Origin of the sequence: Peribacillus sp. AS_2, from assembly GCF_026891895.1 — a bacterium.
Classification (GTDB): Bacteria; Bacillota; Bacilli; order Bacillales; family DSM-1321; genus Peribacillus; species Peribacillus frigoritolerans.
Genome location: NZ_JAPTGA010000002.1, coordinates 530,212 through 550,864, shown reverse-complemented (window position 1 = coordinate 550,864; position 20,653 = coordinate 530,212). Strand labels below are relative to the sequence as shown.

23 protein-coding genes are annotated in these 20,653 nt (G+C 41.2%); 20 read left to right on the top strand and 3 right to left on the bottom strand.

Going from position 1 to position 20,653, the window contains the following annotated elements; genetic code table 11:
* Positions 1–97: 97 nt before the first annotated feature.
* From OTG27_RS05460 to lysA, 10 genes are all read left to right on the top strand, one after another.
* Positions 98–1,264, top strand: coding sequence for a D-alanyl-D-alanine carboxypeptidase family protein (locus OTG27_RS05460; protein ID WP_063575718.1), 1,167 nt, complete (start codon positions 98–100; stop codon positions 1,262–1,264).
* Between the two features lie 131 nt (positions 1,265–1,395).
* Complete coding sequence (spoIIAA, locus tag OTG27_RS05455) at positions 1,396–1,746, top strand: anti-sigma F factor antagonist (protein ID WP_034308142.1); 351 nt, start codon at positions 1,396–1,398, stop codon at positions 1,744–1,746.
* A gap of 1 nt (position 1,747) precedes the next feature.
* A complete protein-coding gene (spoIIAB, locus tag OTG27_RS05450; protein WP_098370829.1) occupies positions 1,748–2,188 on the top strand; it encodes an anti-sigma F factor in 441 nt (146 codons plus the stop codon).
* Between the two features lie 13 nt (positions 2,189–2,201).
* Positions 2,202–2,969: an RNA polymerase sporulation sigma factor SigF gene (gene sigF, locus OTG27_RS05445; protein ID WP_034308137.1), complete on the top strand. Its 768-nt coding sequence runs from the start codon at positions 2,202–2,204 to the stop codon at positions 2,967–2,969.
* Between the two features lie 283 nt (positions 2,970–3,252).
* Complete coding sequence (locus OTG27_RS05440; protein ID WP_098866121.1) at positions 3,253–4,542, top strand: NCS2 family permease; 1,290 nt, start codon at positions 3,253–3,255, stop codon at positions 4,540–4,542.
* Positions 4,543–4,700: 158 nt separating this feature from the next.
* Positions 4,701–5,318, top strand: a complete 618-nt coding sequence (locus OTG27_RS05435; protein ID WP_063590672.1) for a stage V sporulation protein AA — start codon at positions 4,701–4,703, stop codon at positions 5,316–5,318.
* Positions 5,308–5,730, top strand: a complete 423-nt coding sequence (locus tag OTG27_RS05430) for a stage V sporulation protein AB (protein ID WP_057278874.1) — start codon at positions 5,308–5,310, stop codon at positions 5,728–5,730. The genes OTG27_RS05435 and OTG27_RS05430 overlap by 11 nt, the downstream gene beginning before the upstream one ends.
* Positions 5,731–5,773: 43 nt before the next feature.
* Complete coding sequence (spoVAEA, locus tag OTG27_RS05425; protein ID WP_063577676.1) at positions 5,774–6,379, top strand: stage V sporulation protein SpoVABEA; 606 nt, start codon at positions 5,774–5,776, stop codon at positions 6,377–6,379.
* On the top strand, positions 6,360–7,826 hold the full coding sequence (locus OTG27_RS05420) for a spore germination protein (RefSeq protein WP_268936439.1): 1,467 nt from the start codon (positions 6,360–6,362) through the stop codon (positions 7,824–7,826). Before spoVAEA ends, OTG27_RS05420 begins: the two co-directional genes overlap by 20 nt.
* A gap of 273 nt (positions 7,827–8,099) precedes the next feature.
* On the top strand, positions 8,100–9,428 hold the full coding sequence (gene lysA / locus OTG27_RS05415) for a diaminopimelate decarboxylase (RefSeq protein WP_268936419.1): 1,329 nt from the start codon (positions 8,100–8,102) through the stop codon (positions 9,426–9,428).
* A 349-nt stretch (positions 9,429–9,777) separates the two neighbouring features.
* Here the strand turns inward: lysA and OTG27_RS05410 are convergent, their stop codons facing one another.
* The gene (locus OTG27_RS05410) at positions 9,778–10,638 is read right to left on the bottom strand and encodes a DUF1002 domain-containing protein (RefSeq protein WP_374941241.1); all 861 of its coding nucleotides are present in this window, start codon (positions 10,636–10,638) and stop codon (positions 9,778–9,780) included.
* A 586-nt stretch (positions 10,639–11,224) separates the two neighbouring features.
* Between OTG27_RS05410 and OTG27_RS05405 the strand changes: the two genes are divergently transcribed.
* Positions 11,225–11,569: a GNAT family N-acetyltransferase gene (locus OTG27_RS05405; RefSeq protein ID WP_034308124.1), complete on the top strand. Its 345-nt coding sequence runs from the start codon at positions 11,225–11,227 to the stop codon at positions 11,567–11,569.
* Positions 11,570–11,597: 28 nt separating this feature from the next.
* Here the strand turns inward: OTG27_RS05405 and OTG27_RS05400 are convergent, their stop codons facing one another.
* A complete protein-coding gene (locus OTG27_RS05400) occupies positions 11,598–12,134 on the bottom strand; it encodes a DUF309 domain-containing protein (protein WP_268936417.1) in 537 nt (178 codons plus the stop codon).
* A 165-nt stretch (positions 12,135–12,299) separates the two neighbouring features.
* Positions 12,300–12,392, bottom strand: coding sequence for a YjcZ family sporulation protein (locus tag OTG27_RS05395; RefSeq protein ID WP_072273196.1), 93 nt, complete (start codon positions 12,390–12,392; stop codon positions 12,300–12,302).
* 215 nt (positions 12,393–12,607) lie between these two features.
* On the opposite strand from OTG27_RS05395, the gene OTG27_RS05390 reads away from it, so the two are divergent.
* The 9 genes from OTG27_RS05390 to OTG27_RS05350 all read left to right on the top strand — a co-directional run bounded on the left by OTG27_RS05390 (position 12,608) and on the right by OTG27_RS05350 (position 20,648).
* Entirely contained in the window at positions 12,608–13,375 is a 768-nt protein-coding gene (locus OTG27_RS05390) for a segregation/condensation protein A (protein WP_268936416.1), read from the top strand.
* Positions 13,362–13,943, top strand: a complete 582-nt coding sequence (gene scpB / locus OTG27_RS05385) for an SMC-Scp complex subunit ScpB (protein WP_034308120.1) — start codon at positions 13,362–13,364, stop codon at positions 13,941–13,943. The genes OTG27_RS05390 and scpB overlap by 14 nt, the downstream gene beginning before the upstream one ends.
* 55 nt (positions 13,944–13,998) lie before the next feature.
* Positions 13,999–14,415, top strand: a complete 417-nt coding sequence (locus tag OTG27_RS05380; protein WP_034308118.1) for a hypothetical protein — start codon at positions 13,999–14,001, stop codon at positions 14,413–14,415.
* A gap of 22 nt (positions 14,416–14,437) precedes the next feature.
* A complete protein-coding gene (locus OTG27_RS05375; RefSeq protein WP_034308117.1) occupies positions 14,438–14,926 on the top strand; it encodes a YpuI family protein in 489 nt (162 codons plus the stop codon).
* Between the two features lie 120 nt (positions 14,927–15,046).
* The gene (locus OTG27_RS05370) at positions 15,047–15,922 is read left to right on the top strand and encodes a superoxide dismutase (protein ID WP_268936415.1); all 876 of its coding nucleotides are present in this window, start codon (positions 15,047–15,049) and stop codon (positions 15,920–15,922) included.
* Between the two features lie 433 nt (positions 15,923–16,355).
* Positions 16,356–16,919, top strand: coding sequence for an alkyl hydroperoxide reductase subunit C (gene ahpC / locus OTG27_RS05365; protein WP_034308115.1), 564 nt, complete (start codon positions 16,356–16,358; stop codon positions 16,917–16,919).
* A gap of 178 nt (positions 16,920–17,097) precedes the next feature.
* Complete coding sequence (locus OTG27_RS05360) at positions 17,098–18,744, top strand: FAD-dependent oxidoreductase (protein ID WP_106026853.1); 1,647 nt, start codon at positions 17,098–17,100, stop codon at positions 18,742–18,744.
* A gap of 157 nt (positions 18,745–18,901) precedes the next feature.
* On the top strand, positions 18,902–20,062 hold the full coding sequence (locus OTG27_RS05355) for a D-alanyl-D-alanine carboxypeptidase family protein (RefSeq protein ID WP_268936414.1): 1,161 nt from the start codon (positions 18,902–18,904) through the stop codon (positions 20,060–20,062).
* The gene (locus OTG27_RS05350; RefSeq protein WP_063575727.1) at positions 20,055–20,648 is read left to right on the top strand and encodes a nucleoside recognition domain-containing protein; all 594 of its coding nucleotides are present in this window, start codon (positions 20,055–20,057) and stop codon (positions 20,646–20,648) included. Before OTG27_RS05355 ends, OTG27_RS05350 begins: the two co-directional genes overlap by 8 nt.
* Positions 20,649–20,653 lie beyond the last annotated feature (5 nt).

The window sequence follows — 20,653 nt, the reverse complement described above, 5'->3', positions numbered from 1 at the left end:
TACCCTATATCCAGTATATGTTCAAAATTCATCTTTATTTGTATAAAAATGGGTTTAATGGAAAAAATAAAAGATATAAAGATTGGAGGGTATGGAGATGAAGCGGATTCTTTCTGTATTTTTAACCGTTTTGGTAGCATTGGGTTTTAACATCCCGCATACAAAAGCAGCTGAAGAAAAAGGAGTCGAATTGGCGGCAAATGCTAAATCCGCTATTTTGATTGAACGGGATACAGGTACTGTTCTCTATGATAAAAATGCAGACGATCGCCTTTCACCGGCAAGCATGACGAAAATCATGACGATGCTGCTGATCATGGAAGCGATCGATAAAGGCGAACTCAGCATGAAGGAGAAAATCAGGACTAGTGAGTATGCAGCGTCGATGGGCGGGTCCCAGATCTTCCTCGAGCCAGGTGAAGAAATGACCACGGAACAAATGCTTAAAGGCATCTCGATTGGTTCGGCGAATGATGCATCGGTGGCGATGGCTGAACGTCTAGCTGGATCGGAAGAAGAGTTTGTCAGGGAAATGAACAAAAAGGCGAAAGACCTCGGGTTGAAAAATACAAAGTTCCAAAACGCAACAGGACTTCCTGTTAAAGATCATTACAGTTCAGCACATGATATGTCGATCATGGCGAAGGAATTATTGAAATACGATACGATTACAAGGTTCACGGGTACATATGAAGATTATCTCCGTGAAAATACCGAAAAGAAATTTTGGCTTGTCAACACAAATAGGTTAGTGAAATTTTATCCTGGGGTCGATGGACTGAAAACAGGATTCACAAATGAAGCGAAATATTGTTTGACAGCGACTGCCAAAAAAGGGAATATGCGTGTCATTGCTGTCGTTTTCGGAGCCGTTTCTCCAAAGGAACGAAACGCTCAGGTTACCAAGATGTTAGATTATGCATTTTCACAATACATCACATACCCTATTTATAAACGCGGTGAGGTGTTAGGTGAAGCCAAGGTAAGTAAAGGGCAAAAGAAAACCGTGGTGGGCGTCACAAGTGAACCTATTTCAGTTTTGACAGCCAAAAACGGAACGGCCAAGGACTTTACAAAAAAAATCACGCTTGATAAAGATTTGGATGCCCCGATTAAAAAAGGTGATGAAATTGGTACGCTTGAATTGAAGAAAAACGGTAAGGTATATGTCGAATCTCCGATTGTTGCGAAGGAAACTGTTGATAATGCCAGCTGGTGGCAATTGTATAAACGGGCTTTCGGCATGTTTACCCATTCGAAATAGAATAAATTGTCGCATTGCCTGTTAATCGTACTAATTTAGGCGAAACTCCACTAGTTTTGCTAGTAAGGAGGAATCGGCAGGTGAAAAAGAGAATTTGACTCTTTATAAGACAGTGAAGGAGGCTGTATATAATGAGTCTTACGATTAATATGGAGGCGAAAAATCGCGTATTGTGCATTCGTCTCAAAGGTGATTTAGATCATCATACAGCAGAAAAATTAAAAAATCAGGCAGAGGCAGCCATTCAAAAGCATAATATCAAGCATATCATCCTCAACATGGAAGAATTGGATTTTATGGACAGTTCAGGGCTCGGGGTTATTTTGGGCCGTTATAAGCAGGTAAACAAAAAGCAAGGTGAAATGGTGGTCTGTGCAATTTCTCCAGCAGTAAAGCGGTTATTTGAGATGTCAGGGTTGTTTAAAATTGTTAAAATGGAACTATCCGAAAAAAACGCTTTGCAAAGACTGGGGGTTGCCTAATATGAAAAATAAAATGGAAACGAAATTTTCTGCACTTAGCCAAAATGAATCTTTTGCCAGGGTAACTGTTGCGGCATTCATTGCCCAATTGGACCCGACGATGGATGAATTGACAGAGATCAAGACTGTCGTGTCAGAAGCCGTTACGAATTCGATCATCCATGGGTATGAGAGTGACCCGGAAGGTTGGGTCTACATTTCAGTGGTCATCGAAGACGATACTGTGGAATTGACCATCCGGGATGAAGGACTGGGCATTGAAGACGTCGAGGAGGCTAAACAGCCGTTATTTACGACAAAACCCGAACTTGAACGTTCCGGTATGGGATTCACAATCATGGAAAACTTCATGGATGAAATCAATATAATTTCCCATAAGGGCGAAGGCACGATCATTCGATTAAAAAAGCACTTAACTACAAGCAGAGCTTTGTGCAATTAAGGGAGACTTGCATATGGATGTGGAGGTTAAAAACGAGAAGAGCAAGAAAGGCCAGCCCCATTTAAAAGATGAGGAATTGCGGAATTTAATCCAACGCAGCCAGAGCGGTGACCAAGATGCAAGGAATCTGATTGTCAATAGCAATCTGAGGCTTGTATGGTCAGTAGTGCAAAGATTCCTCAATCGAGGTTACGAACCGGATGACCTTTATCAAATAGGCTGTATAGGTCTGTTGAAGTCCGTGGATAAATTTGACTTATCGTTTGAAGTGAAATTCTCAACGTATGCTGTGCCTATGATCATTGGTGAAATCCAACGTTTTATCCGTGATGACGGAACGGTTAAAGTAAGCCGGTCATTAAAGGAAATGGCGAATAAAATTCGCAGGGCCAAAGAGGAACTTTCAAAGACGTATGGCCGCGTTCCGACTGTCAATGAATTGGCGGAACATCTAGAGCTTTCGCCAGAGGAAATCATCATGGCCCAAGAAGCTAGCAGGAGCCCTTCATCGATCCATGAAACGGTTTACGAAAATGATGGAGATCCGATTACTCTTCTTGACCAGATTGCCGACCATAATGAAACATCCTGGTTCGATCAAATCGCTTTGAAGGAAGCCATACATGAATTGAATGAACGTGAAAGGCTGATTGTTTTCCTGAGGTATTATAAGGATCAGACGCAATCGGAAGTGGCGGCAAGGCTTGGTATTTCCCAAGTTCAGGTATCAAGGCTGGAGAAGAAGATTCTTCAGCAAATGAAAAACCACATGAATCAGTGATTCATGTGGTTTTTTTATTGAGCTGAAAATAAATACTGATTTTAGGAAAAAGTAAAAGTGATTTAAGATGAAATAACTAGGGATGGGGCCGAATTTTTAGTTGAATTTAGGGATAAAAACGAATATTATAGTAAAGGTCGCGTTTCTCATTCGTTTTTTTATCTTTCTTTCAATGAATAATGAACAGGAAAAACGTCGATGCAGTACAATATTAGGACACCTTGTCTTTTCGTGCAAACGGTTGTCGGTGATTCCTTTAGATCTGGAGGTCTAAAATATGTTTATGGAAAAGTTTTTCTCCCTGAAAGAAAATGGGACGGATGTCCGTACAGAAGTCATGGCGGGTGTTACGACATTTTTGACTATGGTTTATATCCTCATTGTGAATCCGGCTTTATTGTCTTCAATCGGAATTCCATTTGAACAAGTTTTCATGGCAACGGTCATATCAGCGGTGATTGGTACCCTAATCATGGGGCTCGTTGCAAAATACCCGATAGCGATAGCACCAGGGATGGGCTTGAATGCTTATTTTGCCAGCGTGGTGGGGGCACAGGGCCTTTCATACCAGACCGTATTCGGTACGGTTTTCATTGCTGGTTTGCTATTTCTATTAATAAGCGTGACTAGCTTGCGTAAAATGATAATTGATGCGATTCCTGACTCATTAAAATATGGCATTACATCCGGAATTGGTTTATTCATTGCGTTTATCGGATTGAAAAATGCTGGAATCATAGTGCCAAATGAATCAACGATGGTGACGCTTGGCGATTTACATCAGCCAGGAACCGTTTTAGCGTTAGCAGGCTTATTCATTACCTTGATTTTTATGGCCCGTAATATAAAAGGGGCCATTTTCATCGGCATGATCGTTACGGCAATCATTGCCTACTTTATCGGTTTGCTCGACTTCGATGGGGTCTTATCTGTACCTCCGACACCGGTATTTTTCGATATCGATATTGCTGGGGTCTTCACGAATTCTTTATATTCAATTGTCTTCGCCTTTTTACTTGTGACGATCTTCGATACGACAGGCACCTTGATTGGCGTGACAGAACAGGCAGGACTAACGAAGGATGGGAAAATCCCTCGTGCAAAGAAAGCCTTTTTAGGTGATGCGATTGCGACTACAGTCGGCTCGATGTTTGGTACAAGCCCATCGACTGCCTATGTGGAATCGAGTACGGGAGTGGCTGCAGGCGGACGTACGGGATTGACCGCTACTGTCGTGGCCATCTTGTTTGCCGTATCGATTTTCTTTTCTCCATTGATATCGGCAATTTCTTCCGTTCAGGCAATCACAGCACCCGTTTTGATCATCGTGGGATGTTTCATGATGGAAGGTCTGGCTAAAGTCAATTGGAAACTTTTTGATGAGGCATTTCCGGCATTTGCGATCATTTTAACGATGCCGCTTACTTCAAGTATATCTACAGGGATTGCAATTGGGTTCATTACATATCCCCTAATGAAGGTATTCAGCGGAAAAGGAAAATCGGTACATCCGCTCATATATATTTTTGGTTTGATATTTTTGGTTCAGCTGATTTTCTTCCCCACTCATTAATAGTTGAATGTAAACCAAAAAGACATGCTGTCATTGCAGCGTGTCTTTTTTTGGTTTCAAATTAGTAATATTTGGACATGGTTCACTTCCTGCATTTTCAAACTGCTTCCAATCCATACTACTAGCATAAGGAAATAAAAGGTCGGGATGTGATGATAATGGCAGTTGTATATATCAGGATGAGGAACCGTGTACAAGCAAAGGGAAATCAAACGGTGAGGATAAAAGATATTGCAAGGATAATCGGACCTGAAGAAGTGATTACCAAAATTGAAGAAATCATATTATTAACGGTCAAGAAGGAAGATAAGAATATTATTGTCATTGATTTAGCTCAAGTTATCATGGCCATCCGCAAGGTGGATCCGACTATTGAAGTGGAAACATTCGGCCCTTCCCAAACGATCATCGAAGTCATCCTCTCGAAAAAGAAAATGTCATACCTGACATTCGCTTTAGTTTGGTTTTTGTTATTTGTCGGCGGCGGGATGACGATCATGAATTTTCATGTGGATGTCAGCATGGGGGAAGTCCATCAAAAAATCTTTACTATAATAACGGGAAAAGTGGAAGATAAGCCGTTATTGATCCAAATCCCATATAGCTTCGGCCTTGGTATGGGCATGATTCTATTTTTTAATCATTTCTTTAAAAAACGCTTCAATGAGGAACCTAGTCCGCTCGAAGTTGAAATGTTCAACTATCAGCAGGATTTGGACCGTTATGTAATCATGAATGAAAATAAGGAAAACGTGCGCCACCTTGATGACCGGTAAAATCATCTTCGGAATCTTTGTCGGTTTAGCCGGGGGGGTTGCAACAGGTGCCGGTTTTGTAGCGTTTTTAACGGTACTTGGGGTGATTCCAAGACTGACTCAGCTGACAAAAACAATGAAAATGATACATTACTATGAAGGAGCCATCATTGCCGGAGTTGTCGCAGGAACATGGTTAGGATTACAGGAAACGGAACTTTCACTTCCGCATTTTCTTTTAATTCCGATCGGTTTGGCTGACGGGATATTTAATGGGATGCTTGCGGCTGCCTTAACTGAAGTCCTGAATGTATTTCCAGTTCTTTCAAAACGAATCGGAATTCAAGAGAAGATCATTTATTTGTTAATGGCACTCGTATTGGGGAAAATAGCCGGATCATTATTCCAATGGATTTATTTTGTCGACTTATAAGTGTAAGAGGTAACTATTCCTGATGATGAAAGGTAGGCCCAAGATGGTGACCAAACGAAAAGTGATATTGATTACGGATGGAGATGAGTATGCAAAACGGGCTGTCGAGCATGTAGCCAAGGAAATAGGGGGAAGATGTATCTCCATGTCCCAAGGTAATCCATCACGATATACGGGCTTGGAGTTAGTTGAATTAATAAAAAAGGCGAAGTATGATCCTGTATTGGTCATGTTTGATGATAGCGGTTTTATAGGAGAAGGATCAGGCGAACAGGCAATGAAGGTAGTTGCCGGACACCCTGATATTGATGTCCTTGGCGTGATAGCGGTCGCTTCAAAGACTAGAAGGGAAGAGTGGACCAAGGTGGATATCTGTATTGACCGTGATGGTAATTTGACACCGAACGGGGTTGATAAATACGGCGCCGAGGAATTTGAGCTGGGCAAGATAACAGGAGATACGGTGTATTGCATCGATCAATTACATGTTCCCATAGTAGTTGGGATAGGGGATATCGGAAAAATGTCCCATCAGGACGATTTTAAAAGAGGAGCACCGATAACGAAGCTAGCGGTGGAAATCATATTGGAAAGGAGTGGTCATGGTGACTTCAGAAAAACCTCAAAACATGATGCCGATTCCGAGTAGGGTAGCGGAAGTTGACGCATACATGGAAGAGAAAGTAGGTCTAGGCGTCAGCTTTGACTTAGGAGTAAGAAAGATAAAGGTCTTAAGAAAAGATGTACATCTTTACTATATAAACGGGCTGACGGATACGGAGTACATCATTGATATCCTCGATTCTCTCATTCATAACAAAAATGCCGATATCGTGTCTACTAAAGTTTTTGATGTAGTCAAAGACTTGCTCGTACACCAATCCGTTCAGGAAATAAAGACGATGGATGAGCTTGTTGATCAGGTATTATCCGGCTTAATCGTCGTTGTTGTTGATGGTAAACCAATAGGGCTGGTCGTGGATGTCAGGAGTTATCCCGGGAGACAGCCAGTAGAACCCGATACCGAAAAAGTCGTCCGTGGATCAAGGGATGGTTTTGTCGAGAATATCATCATAAACACGGCGATAACCAGAAGAAGAATCCGGGATGAAAGATTACGTTTCGAAATGCTGCATGTGGGGGAACGATCGAAATCGGATATATCCATCGGCTACATTAAAGATATTGCCGATCCGGATTTAATAGAAATCGTTCGTAAGGAATTGAATAATATTGAGGTTGATGGCATAACGATGTCTGATAAAACAATCGAAGAGTTCATCGTAAAGCAAAGGTATAACCCATACCCGCTTGTCAGATATACGGAACGGGCTGATGTGGCGGCAACGCATTTGCTTGAGGGCCATGTCCTTATTTATGTTGATACCTCACCGAGTGTCATCATTACCCCGTCCACCCTTTTCCATCACATGCAACACGCCGAGGAGTATCGGCAGGCGCCTGCCGTCGGGACCTTGGTGCGCTGGGTCCGTTTTCTCGGGATTTTCGTTTCGTTATTCTTGCTGCCGATATGGTTATTGTTCTGTTTAGAACCTTCCCTCCTGCCGGAGAAGCTCGAGTTTATCGGGCCGAATGAAAAAACACATATACCCATTGTGATCCAAATCTTCATTTCCGATATTGGGATAGAATTTTTAAGGATGGCAGCCGTTCATACCCCGACCCCGCTTTCCACGGCAATGGGCTTGGTTGCGGCAGTTTTGATAGGACAGATAGCGATAGATGTTGGCCTATTTGTTCCTGAAGTGGTTCTCTACGCTTCCGTTGCGACAATAGGTACATTTGTCACTCCGAGTTTAGAACTAGGAGTTGCAAATAAAATTACCCGTTTAGCACTGATAGTCTTGGTCGCATTATTTAAAGTACCGGGCTTAGTCATAGGCATCACACTCTATTTGATCATGCTCACTAGTATAAAAACATTAAATACACCTTATTTATGGCCGCTTCTCCCGTTTCAGCCGAAGGCCTTGTCACATATAATATTAAGAAGACCTTATCCTGGTACTATAGAACGGCCGAGCATTGTACATCCCCAAGATCTATATAGACAGCCGAGAAAATCTAAAGGTTGATGTTGTCGAAAAGTTGTGGTAATTTATTTTTATTCGGATAAAGCGATAAAGTTGGGCTTAACAAAGAGATAAAGCTACTATGACTCTTTGGAGTTTAAACCAATCTGTCTTTCCCTTCGAACTACTAAGCAGTCATAGATAACAATATATTTACATGGGATAATTGATTCGGATGAGGCTGGATCATATAGAAGACCCTTTACAGCAGGTTTTCTTTATTTGAGGCTGCCTCATTTCTTATTAATAGTTTTAAGTCAGGAAGGTGAGGCTATCATGCATTTGTACGGAACCGGCGGTGTCAATGAACGTGGACATCTGGAGATTGGCGGAGTGGACACGATTGAATTGATCGAACAATTTGGTACACCATTATATGTTTATGATGTAGAGCTAATTCGCGAACGGGCGAGGGGGTTCAAGAGAACTTTTGAGGAATTGGGGGTTTCAGCACAAGTTGCTTACGCAAGTAAGGCCTTCTCTTCGATTGCCATGATCCAGTTGGCTGAGCAAGAGGGACTGTCTCTCGATGTTGTCTCAGCGGGGGAATTATATACGGCAATTAAGGCAAATTTCCCAACAGAACGGATTCACTTCCATGGAAATAACAAAAGTGAAGAAGAGCTACATATGGCTTTGGATCATGACATTGGCTGTATAGTAGTCGATAATTTTTCAGAGTTGACACTGTTGGAAGAAATTTGTACAAACCGTGAACAAAAGGTGAAAATCCTTCTTCGTGTAACACCGGGTATTGAAGCCCATACGCATGATTATATTTTGACAGGGCAAGAAGATTCGAAATTTGGTTTTGATCTTATTAACGGCCAGGCAGAAGCTGCCCTTCGACAAGCGCTTCATAGTGATTTTCTGGAAGTTCTTGGATTACACTGCCATATCGGTTCCCAAATCTTTCAAACGACCGGTTTCCTTCTGGCAGCCCAAAAAATTATCGGGAAGCTGAGTGATTGGCACGATTCGGTAGGGTTTCAACCACAGGTATTGAATCTCGGCGGGGGATTCGGGATTCGGTATACACAAGAGGACGACCCGCTACCGGCGTCTCAATATGTTGAGGAGATCGTTAGGGAAGTGCAGAACCTGATTGCTGATTCTGATTTAGTGATGCCTGAAATCTGGATCGAACCTGGCCGTTCATTGGTCGGAGACGCCGGTGTGACACTGTACAAGGTGGGTTCTGAAAAGGAAGTTCCTAATGTCCGTAAATATATTGCCGTAGATGGGGGCATGAGTGATAATATACGTCCCGCTCTTTACGAAGCTAAATATGATGCCATTCTTGCAAACCGGCCGCTCGACCCTGTGGAAGAGACAGTGTCCATTGCCGGAAAATGCTGTGAAAGCGGAGATATGTTGATTTGGGATTTACCATTGCCGAAAGCCGGCCGCGGTGATGTCTTGGCTGTATTTTGTACAGGGGCATATGGATATTCCATGTCGAATAATTACAATCGCATTCCGAGACCGGCTGTCGTGTTTGCCGAAAAGGGAGAAGCCCGGTTGGTCATCAAACGCGAAACTTACGAAGATCTTATCCATTTGGACTTGGCCCTACATGAAGCGGCAGTCGTCAATAAAGATTAGAAAAAAGGATGGCATTGGCCATCCTTTCAGTTTGTAAATAAGGACTTTGGAAAACGTAACTTTGCTCAAATGATGTTCCCGAACCAATTAACCAATAGCAATACCTTCAAGACCTCAGGAATTAATTAGAACGGAAGGGGACGAGACTCCTGCGGGAAAAGCGCGTCAAAGGGAGACCCCGCAGGCGCAATAGCGCCGAGGAGGCTTCCCAGACCGCCCGCGGAAAGCGAGTGCCTGCAGTGGAACTCAACGCTCAAATTGTACAGGCATAAAAATAGACAAACTCGATTTTCATCGAGTTTGTCTACGTCTGAAAGGATGGCATTGGCCATCCTTTTTTTATTTGAAATCAGCTGAAAAGTGATTTGATTGCGTCTATTAAACTACTGAACACTTCTTTCAATTTATCCAGAAATGATTGACCCTCTTCGGATTCAAGAAAATTGGAAAGTTTATCTTTAGCTGCATTCAGCTGATCACCGACAGCGTTCCAATCAATATTCAATTCTTTTAGCTTATTGAATAAATCAATTAAACTTTGCACTTGATCTTCATTTAAGGCGATTCCAAGGTCTTTTGCTGAAGACTCGACAACCTCGCGGACCTCTTCAGTATTGGCTGGTGGATTTGCAGCCATTTCCTCTTTGATTTTCGTAACAAGTGCAGAGGCTTCTTCCGTACCGATTTCGTCACCCAATTTTGCTGTTTTCACCATTTCTTCATTCGCTGCCTGTTTCACATCTTCAGGAATCTTCTTGTCGGCAGATATTTCATAGGCTTTAATGACTCCTGTCAAAGCCGCTGTACCGGAAACGGGTATAGGTGCGGTGACATAAACGGTAGCATCTTTTACTCCTGCAGTAGCCAGTGCATTGATATACATTTCATCGGAAACCCAGTTAATGTTTTTCGACTCAAGTTTAAGACCGGTACCTTTTTCCTCCAAAGTAATCGCAGAGGATGAAATCGCTTTTGTACCGATTAGACGGCTAGCGATATAGTCTCCTAAGTATTCATGTTCCTCCGCATTTGTAACGGTTAAAACCTCAACATCATTTGGTGCTTTCATTTCTGATAAAATCATACTTTTTTGTTCATTTGTCAAATTCTCACCAAGTGTGACGATCATTTCACCAACAGCTGCATCTGCAAAAGCCTTATATGGCAATAATAGACATAATAAAATGGTTACAATGACCCATTTATTCATTTTTTTCATGATAATCCTCCTTAACTTTCCTGCTGAATTGGGAATCTTTCAATAAAAGGGCGGCACTTTAAATCAGATTCATAGTATTTGACGAAACAAAGGCTAAAAAAGATACATATATTCCTGAAAAAAATTTATAGCCAAATAGCTACGTTCATTTTAACGAAGAAGTTGGGTGTATCTTTGTCTTTTATACCAAAGATGGCACTCTATGAACCTAGATCACTTTACCAATGTAGTAAAATTGAAGCAAGATTGCAAGGATATTTGTCAGATTGTGTTAAGTTATAGTAGAATGAATTCGTTATTTAAATATTTGGACCATTCATAAAGGGAGTATGGGATGAGGAAAAGTAATAAGACTCTTTTACTTATGATGCTTATTATCGCTTTGATATGGGGAATCATATACTGGCTGTTTATCGCTTAGCACATAGCCCATTGATAAATCAAGTGCTGAAAGTGATGTTGAAACGAACGGGATTTTTATGTATGATGTAAATGTTATATGTGAGGATTATTATTCAAAGCAAATTAATTGGAAACAGGAAGATAATAAAAACGTTATTTAGTAACGAGGGATATTATGTTGATTAAGTATAAGAAAAGTTATGAGAAGTTTGCCATGGGATTATTATCTTTCATGCCAAATGAAAAAGAGATAAAAACGCTTCGGAATACGATGAAGAATTATGAAACGGATGAAAACTTACAGCTGTTCTTATGGAAAGATGAAGAGATTACGGGCCTGATCGGTATAGAAGTCTCTCCAACCCACATTGAGATACAACATATATCTGTAAATCCATCCTTCCGGAAGCAAGGTATCGGTAAAACGATGGTCAGGGCCATCAAGGAGCAATATCCTGACAAAGAATTAAAAGCAAATGAGTTTACGGAAAGCTTTCTTGACAGGTGTGAAGATTTCTGAATATGAAAGCTTGAATGGAGGATCGCCTTTAAGGGCGGTCCTCCATTCTTGTTTTTCGAAGGGATAGCTGTCGAGCCCTTTCTGAAATGACATCCGAACGGTCACGCATTAGGTGCTTATCAACTATCGATGTATTGGTCATGTCGCTATCCGCACCCCATATGGATCCTTCTTGCAAACACATGGATTGGCATTTTTCGATCAGTCTTTGATCCGATATTGGCAGATTGATGCTTTTATATGGCTTTTGTGATAACATTCGCTCATGTGTATCCTCGAGCAATTTGAACAGTCGTTCTGGATCGAGTCCCAACTTCAGGAGCTCGGCCTTTTTTAGGTGGAGATTTGCCAAGGCTTTAGACAGGGTCCTTGCAGCCCCTTTTTTGTTTCCCCTTCGATCATGATACAGGGCAACCGCAATCTGAATGAGCCCGACCCAATGAGAGTCACGCTCTTTTGGTGCGGTTTCCTTCCAATATTCTTCAAGGATTTCATGACATTCGAAGTAATCCCTCGTTCCATGGAAATGGACAAGGAAAGAAAGGTAGTCTTCCGCGTAAGTCAATAGGAGCACCCCTTTTGTTTGATGGAATCAACTAAGTATGGCAAAAAGCCATTTTCTTATAGCTTAACATCCGCTATGTATACTCACTAAGTTTAGCATAGAATTTTTTCCTGGAAAATAAAGAAAGCTGATTGCAAGGCAATCAGCTGATTCATCAGTCTCCCATTAACACCAAGAAGCACCGACGATAACTAATAAAATGAACAATACTACAATAAACGCGAATCCGCCGCCGTTTCCAAAACCACCTGCACCCATAATGAGTACCTCCTTTGTTCTGCTATTCTTACATTTCTAGGTTATGTTGGATTTCAGAATGTGATTGGGCACCGACCCATTTGACGGTAATCCAAAATAAAAACTTTTCTATGGACAGTAAATTATTATTTGGATAAAGGGCGGCAATCCACTATACTTGATTAGTAAAAGAAATAGGTCTATATCGGCCAATTAGATTTAAATGAGGTAATTTAATGGGTTATAACATAAAAATTGACGCTTTCGAAGGTCCGATGGATTTACTCCTGCATTTGATCAATCGCCTGGAAATAGACATCTACGATATTCCGATGGCTGATATTACAGATCAATACCTAGGTTACATCCATACGATGCAGCATCTGGAATTGGATGTGGCCAGCGAATATCTGGTGATGGCTGCAACACTGCTTGCCATCAAGAGTAAAATGCTGCTTCCAAAGCATGAAGATGAGCAAATGATTGATGAAGATGGGGAAATATTTGAGGAAGATCCGCGGGATGAGCTTGTGGAAAAACTATTAGAATATAAAAAGTATAAAAATGCAGCCGAAGAATTTAAAGGGATGGAAGAAGAAAGAAGCTTGATGTTCACCAAACCCCCAAGTGATCTATCTGTTTATGCTAAAGAAGCGGAAAGTGATAAACAAGAGTTGAATATAAGTCTATATGATATGTTGGGGGCTCTGCAAAAATTGCTGAGAAGGCAAAAAATTCAAAAGCCGCTTTACACGAAAGTAACGAAACAAGAGATATCGATAGAGAAACGAATGGATGAAATCAAGATGGAGTTACAGTACATTAAAGGGAAGAAAAGTTTTTTTGAACTGTTTTCGATCCCGGTCAAGGAGCATATCGTCATCACTTTCATGGCGGTGCTGGAACTGATGAAACTTAATGAAATCATCGTTGAACAAGAAGGTAATTTTTCTGAAATCATGATTGCTGCTAAGGAAGGTGTAGAACCAGTTGGAAGTTATTAATTGGAAAGGGATTCTTGAGGCATTATTGTTTGCTGCAGGAGATGAAGGGCTCTCTGTCAAACAAATTGCCTCGGTCCTGGAAATTACGGAATATCAAGCAACGGACATCGTTGAAAGTTTAAAGGAAGAATATGTATCGGATGTACGCGGGATTCAAGTGATCGAAATAGCCGGCGTTTATCAAATGACGACAAAAAAAGAGCACTCGGATTACTTGAAAAGACTAGTCGAAACATCAAGCACTCAAGGCTTATCACAGGCGGCATTGGAAACACTCGCAATCATTGCTTATAAGCAGCCGATTACTAGAGCTGAAATTGATGAAATACGCGGTGTGAAAACGGAACGCCCCATTCATACACTTGTCACCAAAGTCTTAATTAAAGAGGTCGGACGTGCTGAAGGCTCGGGCCGGGCTTATTTATATGGGACAACAAAAGAGTTTTTGGATTACTTCGGCCTGAATTCCATAGATGAATTACCGCCTCTCGCCGATAATTCGGATGATAGCTTTGAAAGTGGTGAAGCCGATTTGTTTTTTGAAAAATTTCAGCAAACAATCGAATAACATTTTTCTTTGAATTGTGATAATATAGAAAAAAATGAATGCGGGGGGATTGCGGGTGCGAATTGTAGCATGCAATGGATTTGGGCTTGAAAAGGAAAAGTCAAATTCACCTGAGGACTTCTTTAATCGATCCGTTATACAATACATAAAGGATGGAGAAGAAAAGACGCTGAATGTACTGTATCTTCGCTATTTTGATGAGATGGTCACTCTTTGGACCCCATATCCCGCCAACCCCCTATTCAAAAGCCCTAACAGAGATATTTATATGGCTGACATCATCGCCATGGTCTGTCTACTCAAAGACCCGGGCCTGGTTAACCGAAAACGAATATATATAAATGCAGAAAAAGAGCTGGCTGGTTATTTCGAAAATATAGATTTTGAAAAATTGGAGAAAGTGTTTATATCTATTGACCAAGCTAAACCATATGATATAGAATCACATGTTGACTATTATATTCAATCTTGATCAATTTGAGGAGGGTTCACGGTTGGGGAATACATTGGTAAAATCTCAGCTTGAGGATGTAAAGGGCTTTTTGGAAACGACAGTGGCTCAACTGGAAGAATTTATAAATGAGACGACCTATTCTAAGCTGCAAGAAGAAAAAAGCGGGGATGAAACCTATTATAAAGGAATCCTTTCAAGTTTAAGAAGAATGCTTGTAAGTTGTGAAGAGGGCTTGGAGGCTTGCCAAATCGTTCTGAAAAATGATGTTTTCAATAAAGCTGCAGCTGAAAAGACGCTTTATAGAGTTTATCATCAATGTATCGAAGAATACTTTTCCCCAAAATCAGATCGGTGGTTTGAGGACAGCAGATCTGCCTATACAGGAAAAAACTCGATTAAATTTCACCAAAGTGTACCTGACAGCATAATATCCATTCTGAAGGCCGTGGAAAGTGGATTCCAGACCATGCGTGAAGAATTGGAGTTTTATGAAACGGATTACCGGACGAAAATGTTGCAGTCAAGATAATGAAACAGCTAGGCTCAATAAGCCTAGCTGTTTTTTTTAGCTATAAATGGAATCTCCGCTTAATCGATACATAAAATACTTTGATGATTTATGTGTATGGGAATAGGGGGAGGTTGCAAGATGTCAGAGGTAAAAGATTATGCTAAAGAGGTAAGTGATTGGGTTGATGGAGTGATGGAATATCTTGAGAAGATCGATATCACCGATTCGCCGTTGCTGTCAAATATTGAACGGCTTTCCGGGTTGGCAAAGAATATGGATGAGGAAGAAATGGATTATGAGGATATGGTCCTGATTGAAGAAGAGATGGGTCGGGTCTACGAGGAAATTGAAGAACTCGCTAGAGAATTAAATATACAGGAAAGGCAACCAGTGCCGATTGGTAAGCATACGTTACCGCCGTTACCTTATGCCTATGAAGCGTTGGAACCGACGATCTCAAGGGAAATCATGTATCTGCACCATGATAAGCATCATCAAGCATATGTCGATGGTCTGAATAAAGCGGAATTGATGATGAAAAAAGCGAGAGAAACGAATGATTTTTCCTTGTTGAAACATTGGGAAAAGGAAGCAGCCTTTCATGGATCGGGCCATTATCTCCATACGCTGTTCTGGGAAGTGATGATTCCGGGAGGGGGCGGACAGCCAAGGGGGGATTTACTTAAACAGATTGAGAAGGATTTTGGAAGCTTTGCAGCTTTTAAAAGTCATTTTAGTGAGGCTGCCAAACAAGTAGAAGGTGTTGGCTGGGCGATATTAGTCTGGTCTCCGCGTGCGCGGCGGCTAGAAATACTTCAATCGGAATTGCACATGGTTTTGACCCAGTGGGATACGATCCCAATCCTTGTTCTTGATGTATGGGAACATGCTTATTACCTGCAATATAAAAATAATCGGGCAGGCTATGTGGACAAATGGTGGGACGTTGTAAACTGGCCGAAAATAGCCGTAAGGTTCACCGAAGCGAAAAAGCTTATTTGGAAAAAGCAATAACTGATAAAATATAGAAATGTCTTTGGAGAACAAATTACAACTGAACGGGCCGTCAAGGTTCGTTTTTTTTGATTGAAACAAGAATTTTTTAGGGGAAATATGGGAAAGATATGTAGGAGACCTGAAAATTTTATTAGAAAGCGACTTATGATTCTCATTTGGATATTATAATTAGATTGAAAAGGAGAGGAAATCATCTCACGAAATAATAAGCATGTGTCTTATTTGAAACCTAGAAATAATATTGGAAATGTGTTGAAAAAGCTAATTTGAAGTGCTATGGGATTTTAAAAATAATTAATTTATATTAATATAAAAACTGTGACCAATTTGTGAACTTAAAAATTATTAAGGTATATTTATTGACTAGTTTCTATTTAATAATTATTATAAACAGGAGCAGATAAAAAAATAGCTATTGGAGGAATTTATTATGTCATTGATCAATAAACAAGTTGAAGATTTTAAAGTACAAGCTTACCATGCAGGAGAATTCAAAGAAGTTACACTTGAAGATGTTAAAGGGAAATGGGCAGTATTCTTTTTCTACCCAGCTGACTTCTCTTTCGTATGTCCAACTGAATTAGCCGATCTTCAAGATAACTATGAAACATTCAAGGAAATTGGTTGTGAAGTTTACTCAGTTTCAACAGATACTCATTTCAGCCACAAAGGATGGGCTGATGCTACTGATACAATCGGTAAAATCCAATATCCAATGTTAGCTGACCCAGCAAACGTTTTATCCCGTCAATTCGGTGTATTGATTGAAGAAGATGGATTGGCTCTACGTGGAACTTTCATTGTAAATCCAGAAGGACAAATTAAAGCATACGAAGTCAATGATTTAGGAATTGGCCGTAATGCAGAAGAACTTGTAAGAAAAGTTCAAGCTGCACAATTCGTAGCGGAACATGGAGATAAAGTTTGCCCTGCAAAATGGACTCCAGGTGAAGATACTCTTGAACCAAGCCTAGACCTTGTAGGTAAACTTTAATTTTTAATGGGAGGGTCCATTTCTACAGGTAATGGACATACCCAGCATTGATTACGATTACTGGACAAATCGTCCGACATGATACAATGACAAAAGGCACTTACCTAAAATAAGTGCCTTTTGTTTTTCAAAATAATCAGTTTAGCACGTTATAATCATTCAGCAAGGAGCACAAAAGATGAAAAAAATATATGATTTATTAATTATTGGCGGCGGTCCTGCAGGCCTCTCAGCCGGTGTTTATGCAGGAAGAGCGAAGCTAAAGACGATAATTCTTGAAAAAGGCACTGGCGGCGGTCAAGCTGCAACTACATCGGAAATAGCCAATTATCCTGGTATCCGTCATATATCGGGTCCTAGGTTAGTTGAAGAAATGAAGCTTCAAAACGAAGACTTTGGCGTTGAGTTCGCCAAAGCTGATGTAACGGGTGTGGATTTCTCCGGTGAGGTGAAAGTCGTTAAAACCCTTGGCGGGGACTACCATGCACGCGCCGTCATCATTGCAACGGGTGCTTCTCCAAGAACACTAGGATTTCCAGGTGAAGAGGAATTCACTGGCCGCGGTGTAGCTTATTGTTCAACATGTGATGGTGAATTCTTTGAAGGGTTGGAAGTTTTCGTTATCGGGGCAGGATATGCAGCCGCTGAAGAAGCGATATTCCTGACACGTTTTGCTACAAAAGTCACAATCATCGCCCGTGAATCAAGCTTCTCGTGTGCCCCGTCCATTGTTGATAAAGTAATGGCAAATGATAAGATTGAAGTGAAATTCAATACGGAAATCCTTGGGGTTCATGGAGACGGGATGATTCAAAGTGCACGTTTCATCAATAACGTTACCAAAGAAGAATTTGAATATAAGGCGAAGGAAGAAGACAATACATTTGGCGTATTCGTTTTCATAGGTTACGAGCCGAAAACAGAGATATTCAAGGGCCATATCGAAATGGATGATGCTGGTTACATTTTAACCGATGATGATATGAAGACTAATGTGAATGGTGTCTATGCGGCGGGCGACCTAAGGCCAAAATCCTTGCGCCAGATTATCACAGCTGTATCCGATGGAGCGATTGCAGCAACGGATGCCGGCAAATATATTGAGGAAGAAAAAGATCGCCTGGGAATCAAGGATGAACCTGAAGTTGAAAAACCGGCGAAAAAAGAACAGGCAGCTGTCCCAGCAGGCAAGAGCGCTTTATTAAGTGATGCGTTACGTGGCCAATTAAAGGGAATCTTCGGTAAGATGGAGAGCGACGTTACTATGGTGTCCATTGTCGATGAAAGTTTGCCAAAATCAATAGAATTGCGAGACTTCCTGTTAGATGTTGCGGAATTAGGAGATAAGCTTCATCTTGAATTATACAACAAAGGGGAAAATGCGGAAATCGAAGAAAAAATCAATGCGGATAAGTTCCCTGTCGTTGCCCTCTTAAATTCAAATGGTGTATACAGTGGCGTCAAATTCCACGGTGTACCAGGCGGCCATGAGTTGAATTCCTTCATTTTGGCCATCTATAACCTGGCAGGACCTGGTCAAGCATTGGATTCAGCCGTATTGAATTCAATCAAGGGAATCAGTAAAAAAGCGAACATTAAGGTCATGGTTTCATTGTCATGTCACTACTGTCCAGATGTTGTTGTGGGTGCACAGCGCATAGCGATTGAAAACCCTAACGTTGAAGCTGAAATGGTCGATATAAGCAATTTCCAGGAAATCAAGAAGAAATATAAAGTCATGAGCGTGCCGGCCATGATCATCAATGATGAACAAGTGGTATTCGGAGCTAAGAAAATTGATGAAATCGCTGCACTATTAGTATAATAGAACACTAAATCGATAGGAGTCCCTATCGATTTTTTTTTTGGAAAACTTCCCTTGAAAACAGTGGATAACATCAAGGTTTAGATTCTTTTATTCATAACCCTTGTCCCTTTGCATAAACTTGTACAAAAACAAGTAAAGAGACGAGGGGGCACTCATGCGTTTTCTATATAAAGGGTTATCGAGTTTGTGTATCGTCATTCTCCTGTTGTCTTTTATGGCACCTGTACAAAGCGCCTATGCAAATGTATCCGTAAGTGCCCATAGCGCGATTTTAATGGATGAGGATAGCGGAAGGGTCATTTATGAAGTGAATGCTCATGAAAAGAATCGCATAGCAAGCATTACGAAAATAATGACGGCCATCCTGGCTATTGAATCGGGACAGATGGATGAGACAGTGAGGGTGAGCAGCAATGCCTTCGGGACGGAGGGATCTTCCCTTTACTTAAAAGTAGGAGAAAAAATTAAGCTCGAAGATTTGGTATATGGCTTGATGCTTCGTTCAGGTAATGATGCAGCAGTGGCAATCAGCGAAAAGGTTGGCGGAAGCCTGGATGGATTCGTCTGGATGATGAATCAAAAGGCGGAAGAAATAGGGATGAAGGATACCCATTTTTCAAATCCACATGGTTTGGATGATACGAAGAACCATTATTCAACCGCCTATGATATGGCCATTCTCACTCGTTATGCCATGCAAAATGAAACGTATGCGAAGATTGCCGGCACAAAGGAACACAGGGCACCTAATTCCACAGAACAATGGGATTATGTATGGAAGAACAAAAATCGCCTACTTACACAATTATATGAGTATTGCACAGGGGGGAAAACAGGGTATACGAAACTAGCAAAACGTACCTTGGTCACGACGGCAACAAAAAACGAGCATGACCTGATTGCTGTGACATTGAATGGTCCGGATGATTGGAATGATCATATTCATATGTACGAATCGGCCTTTAAGGAATATAAGCCAACAGAAATTTTACCCGCAGGCATGGTGGAAAACATGGAAAATAAAATATATAAAGGACATGTCTATATTAAAAATGATTTTTCATACCCACTGACAAACGAAGAGAGAGAATTGGTCAAAGTGAAAATGAAATTGTTGAAGCCCCAGAAGGCTTGGGATGATAAAAGGAAAATCCCGGAAGTTGTCGGCAGAGCATCCATCTATCTTGATGGGAAGAAAATAGGAACTCGGTCAATTTTTTATGGGGAAGCAAAAGAAAGCTTCAAGCAACAATCATTCCAATCTTCATGGGCTGAAGTATTTGAAGCGGTATTGGGAATCGGACGCAATGGTTAATTACATTTGGGTCGGGATGTTCGTGATCGGTATCGTCTTTGGCATGGTTAATGGAACGATGGATCAGGTGAATGAAGCTCTATTTGTCAGCGCAAAGGAAGCGGTCACCCTTTGCCTGGGACTGATGAGCATACTTGTCTTTTGGCTGGGTTTGATGAAAATTGCGGAGGAATCGGGGCTGTTAGATAAACTATCCAACTTGTTCAAGCCGTTCATGAGATGGCTATTCCCTGAAGTGCCTCCTAATCATCCCGCTATGGGGTATATACTTTCCAATATGATGGCAAACACATTCGGGTTGGGGAATGCAGCTACGCCTCTTGGTATAAAAGCCATGGAACAGCTAAAGAAACTAAATGGAGGAAAAGCAACGGTCAGCCGCTCGATGGTCACTTTTTTAGCAATCAATACCTCAAGCGTAACGTTGATTCCAACCACTGTCATTGCGATCCGCATGAACTACGATGCCCACTCCCCGACGGACATCGTATTTCCGACCATAATAGCAACGGCCATTTCTGCCGTTGGAGGAATCGCGATAGATCGATATTTTTATTACAGGAGAAAGAGGAACGGGAGGGAATAAGGATG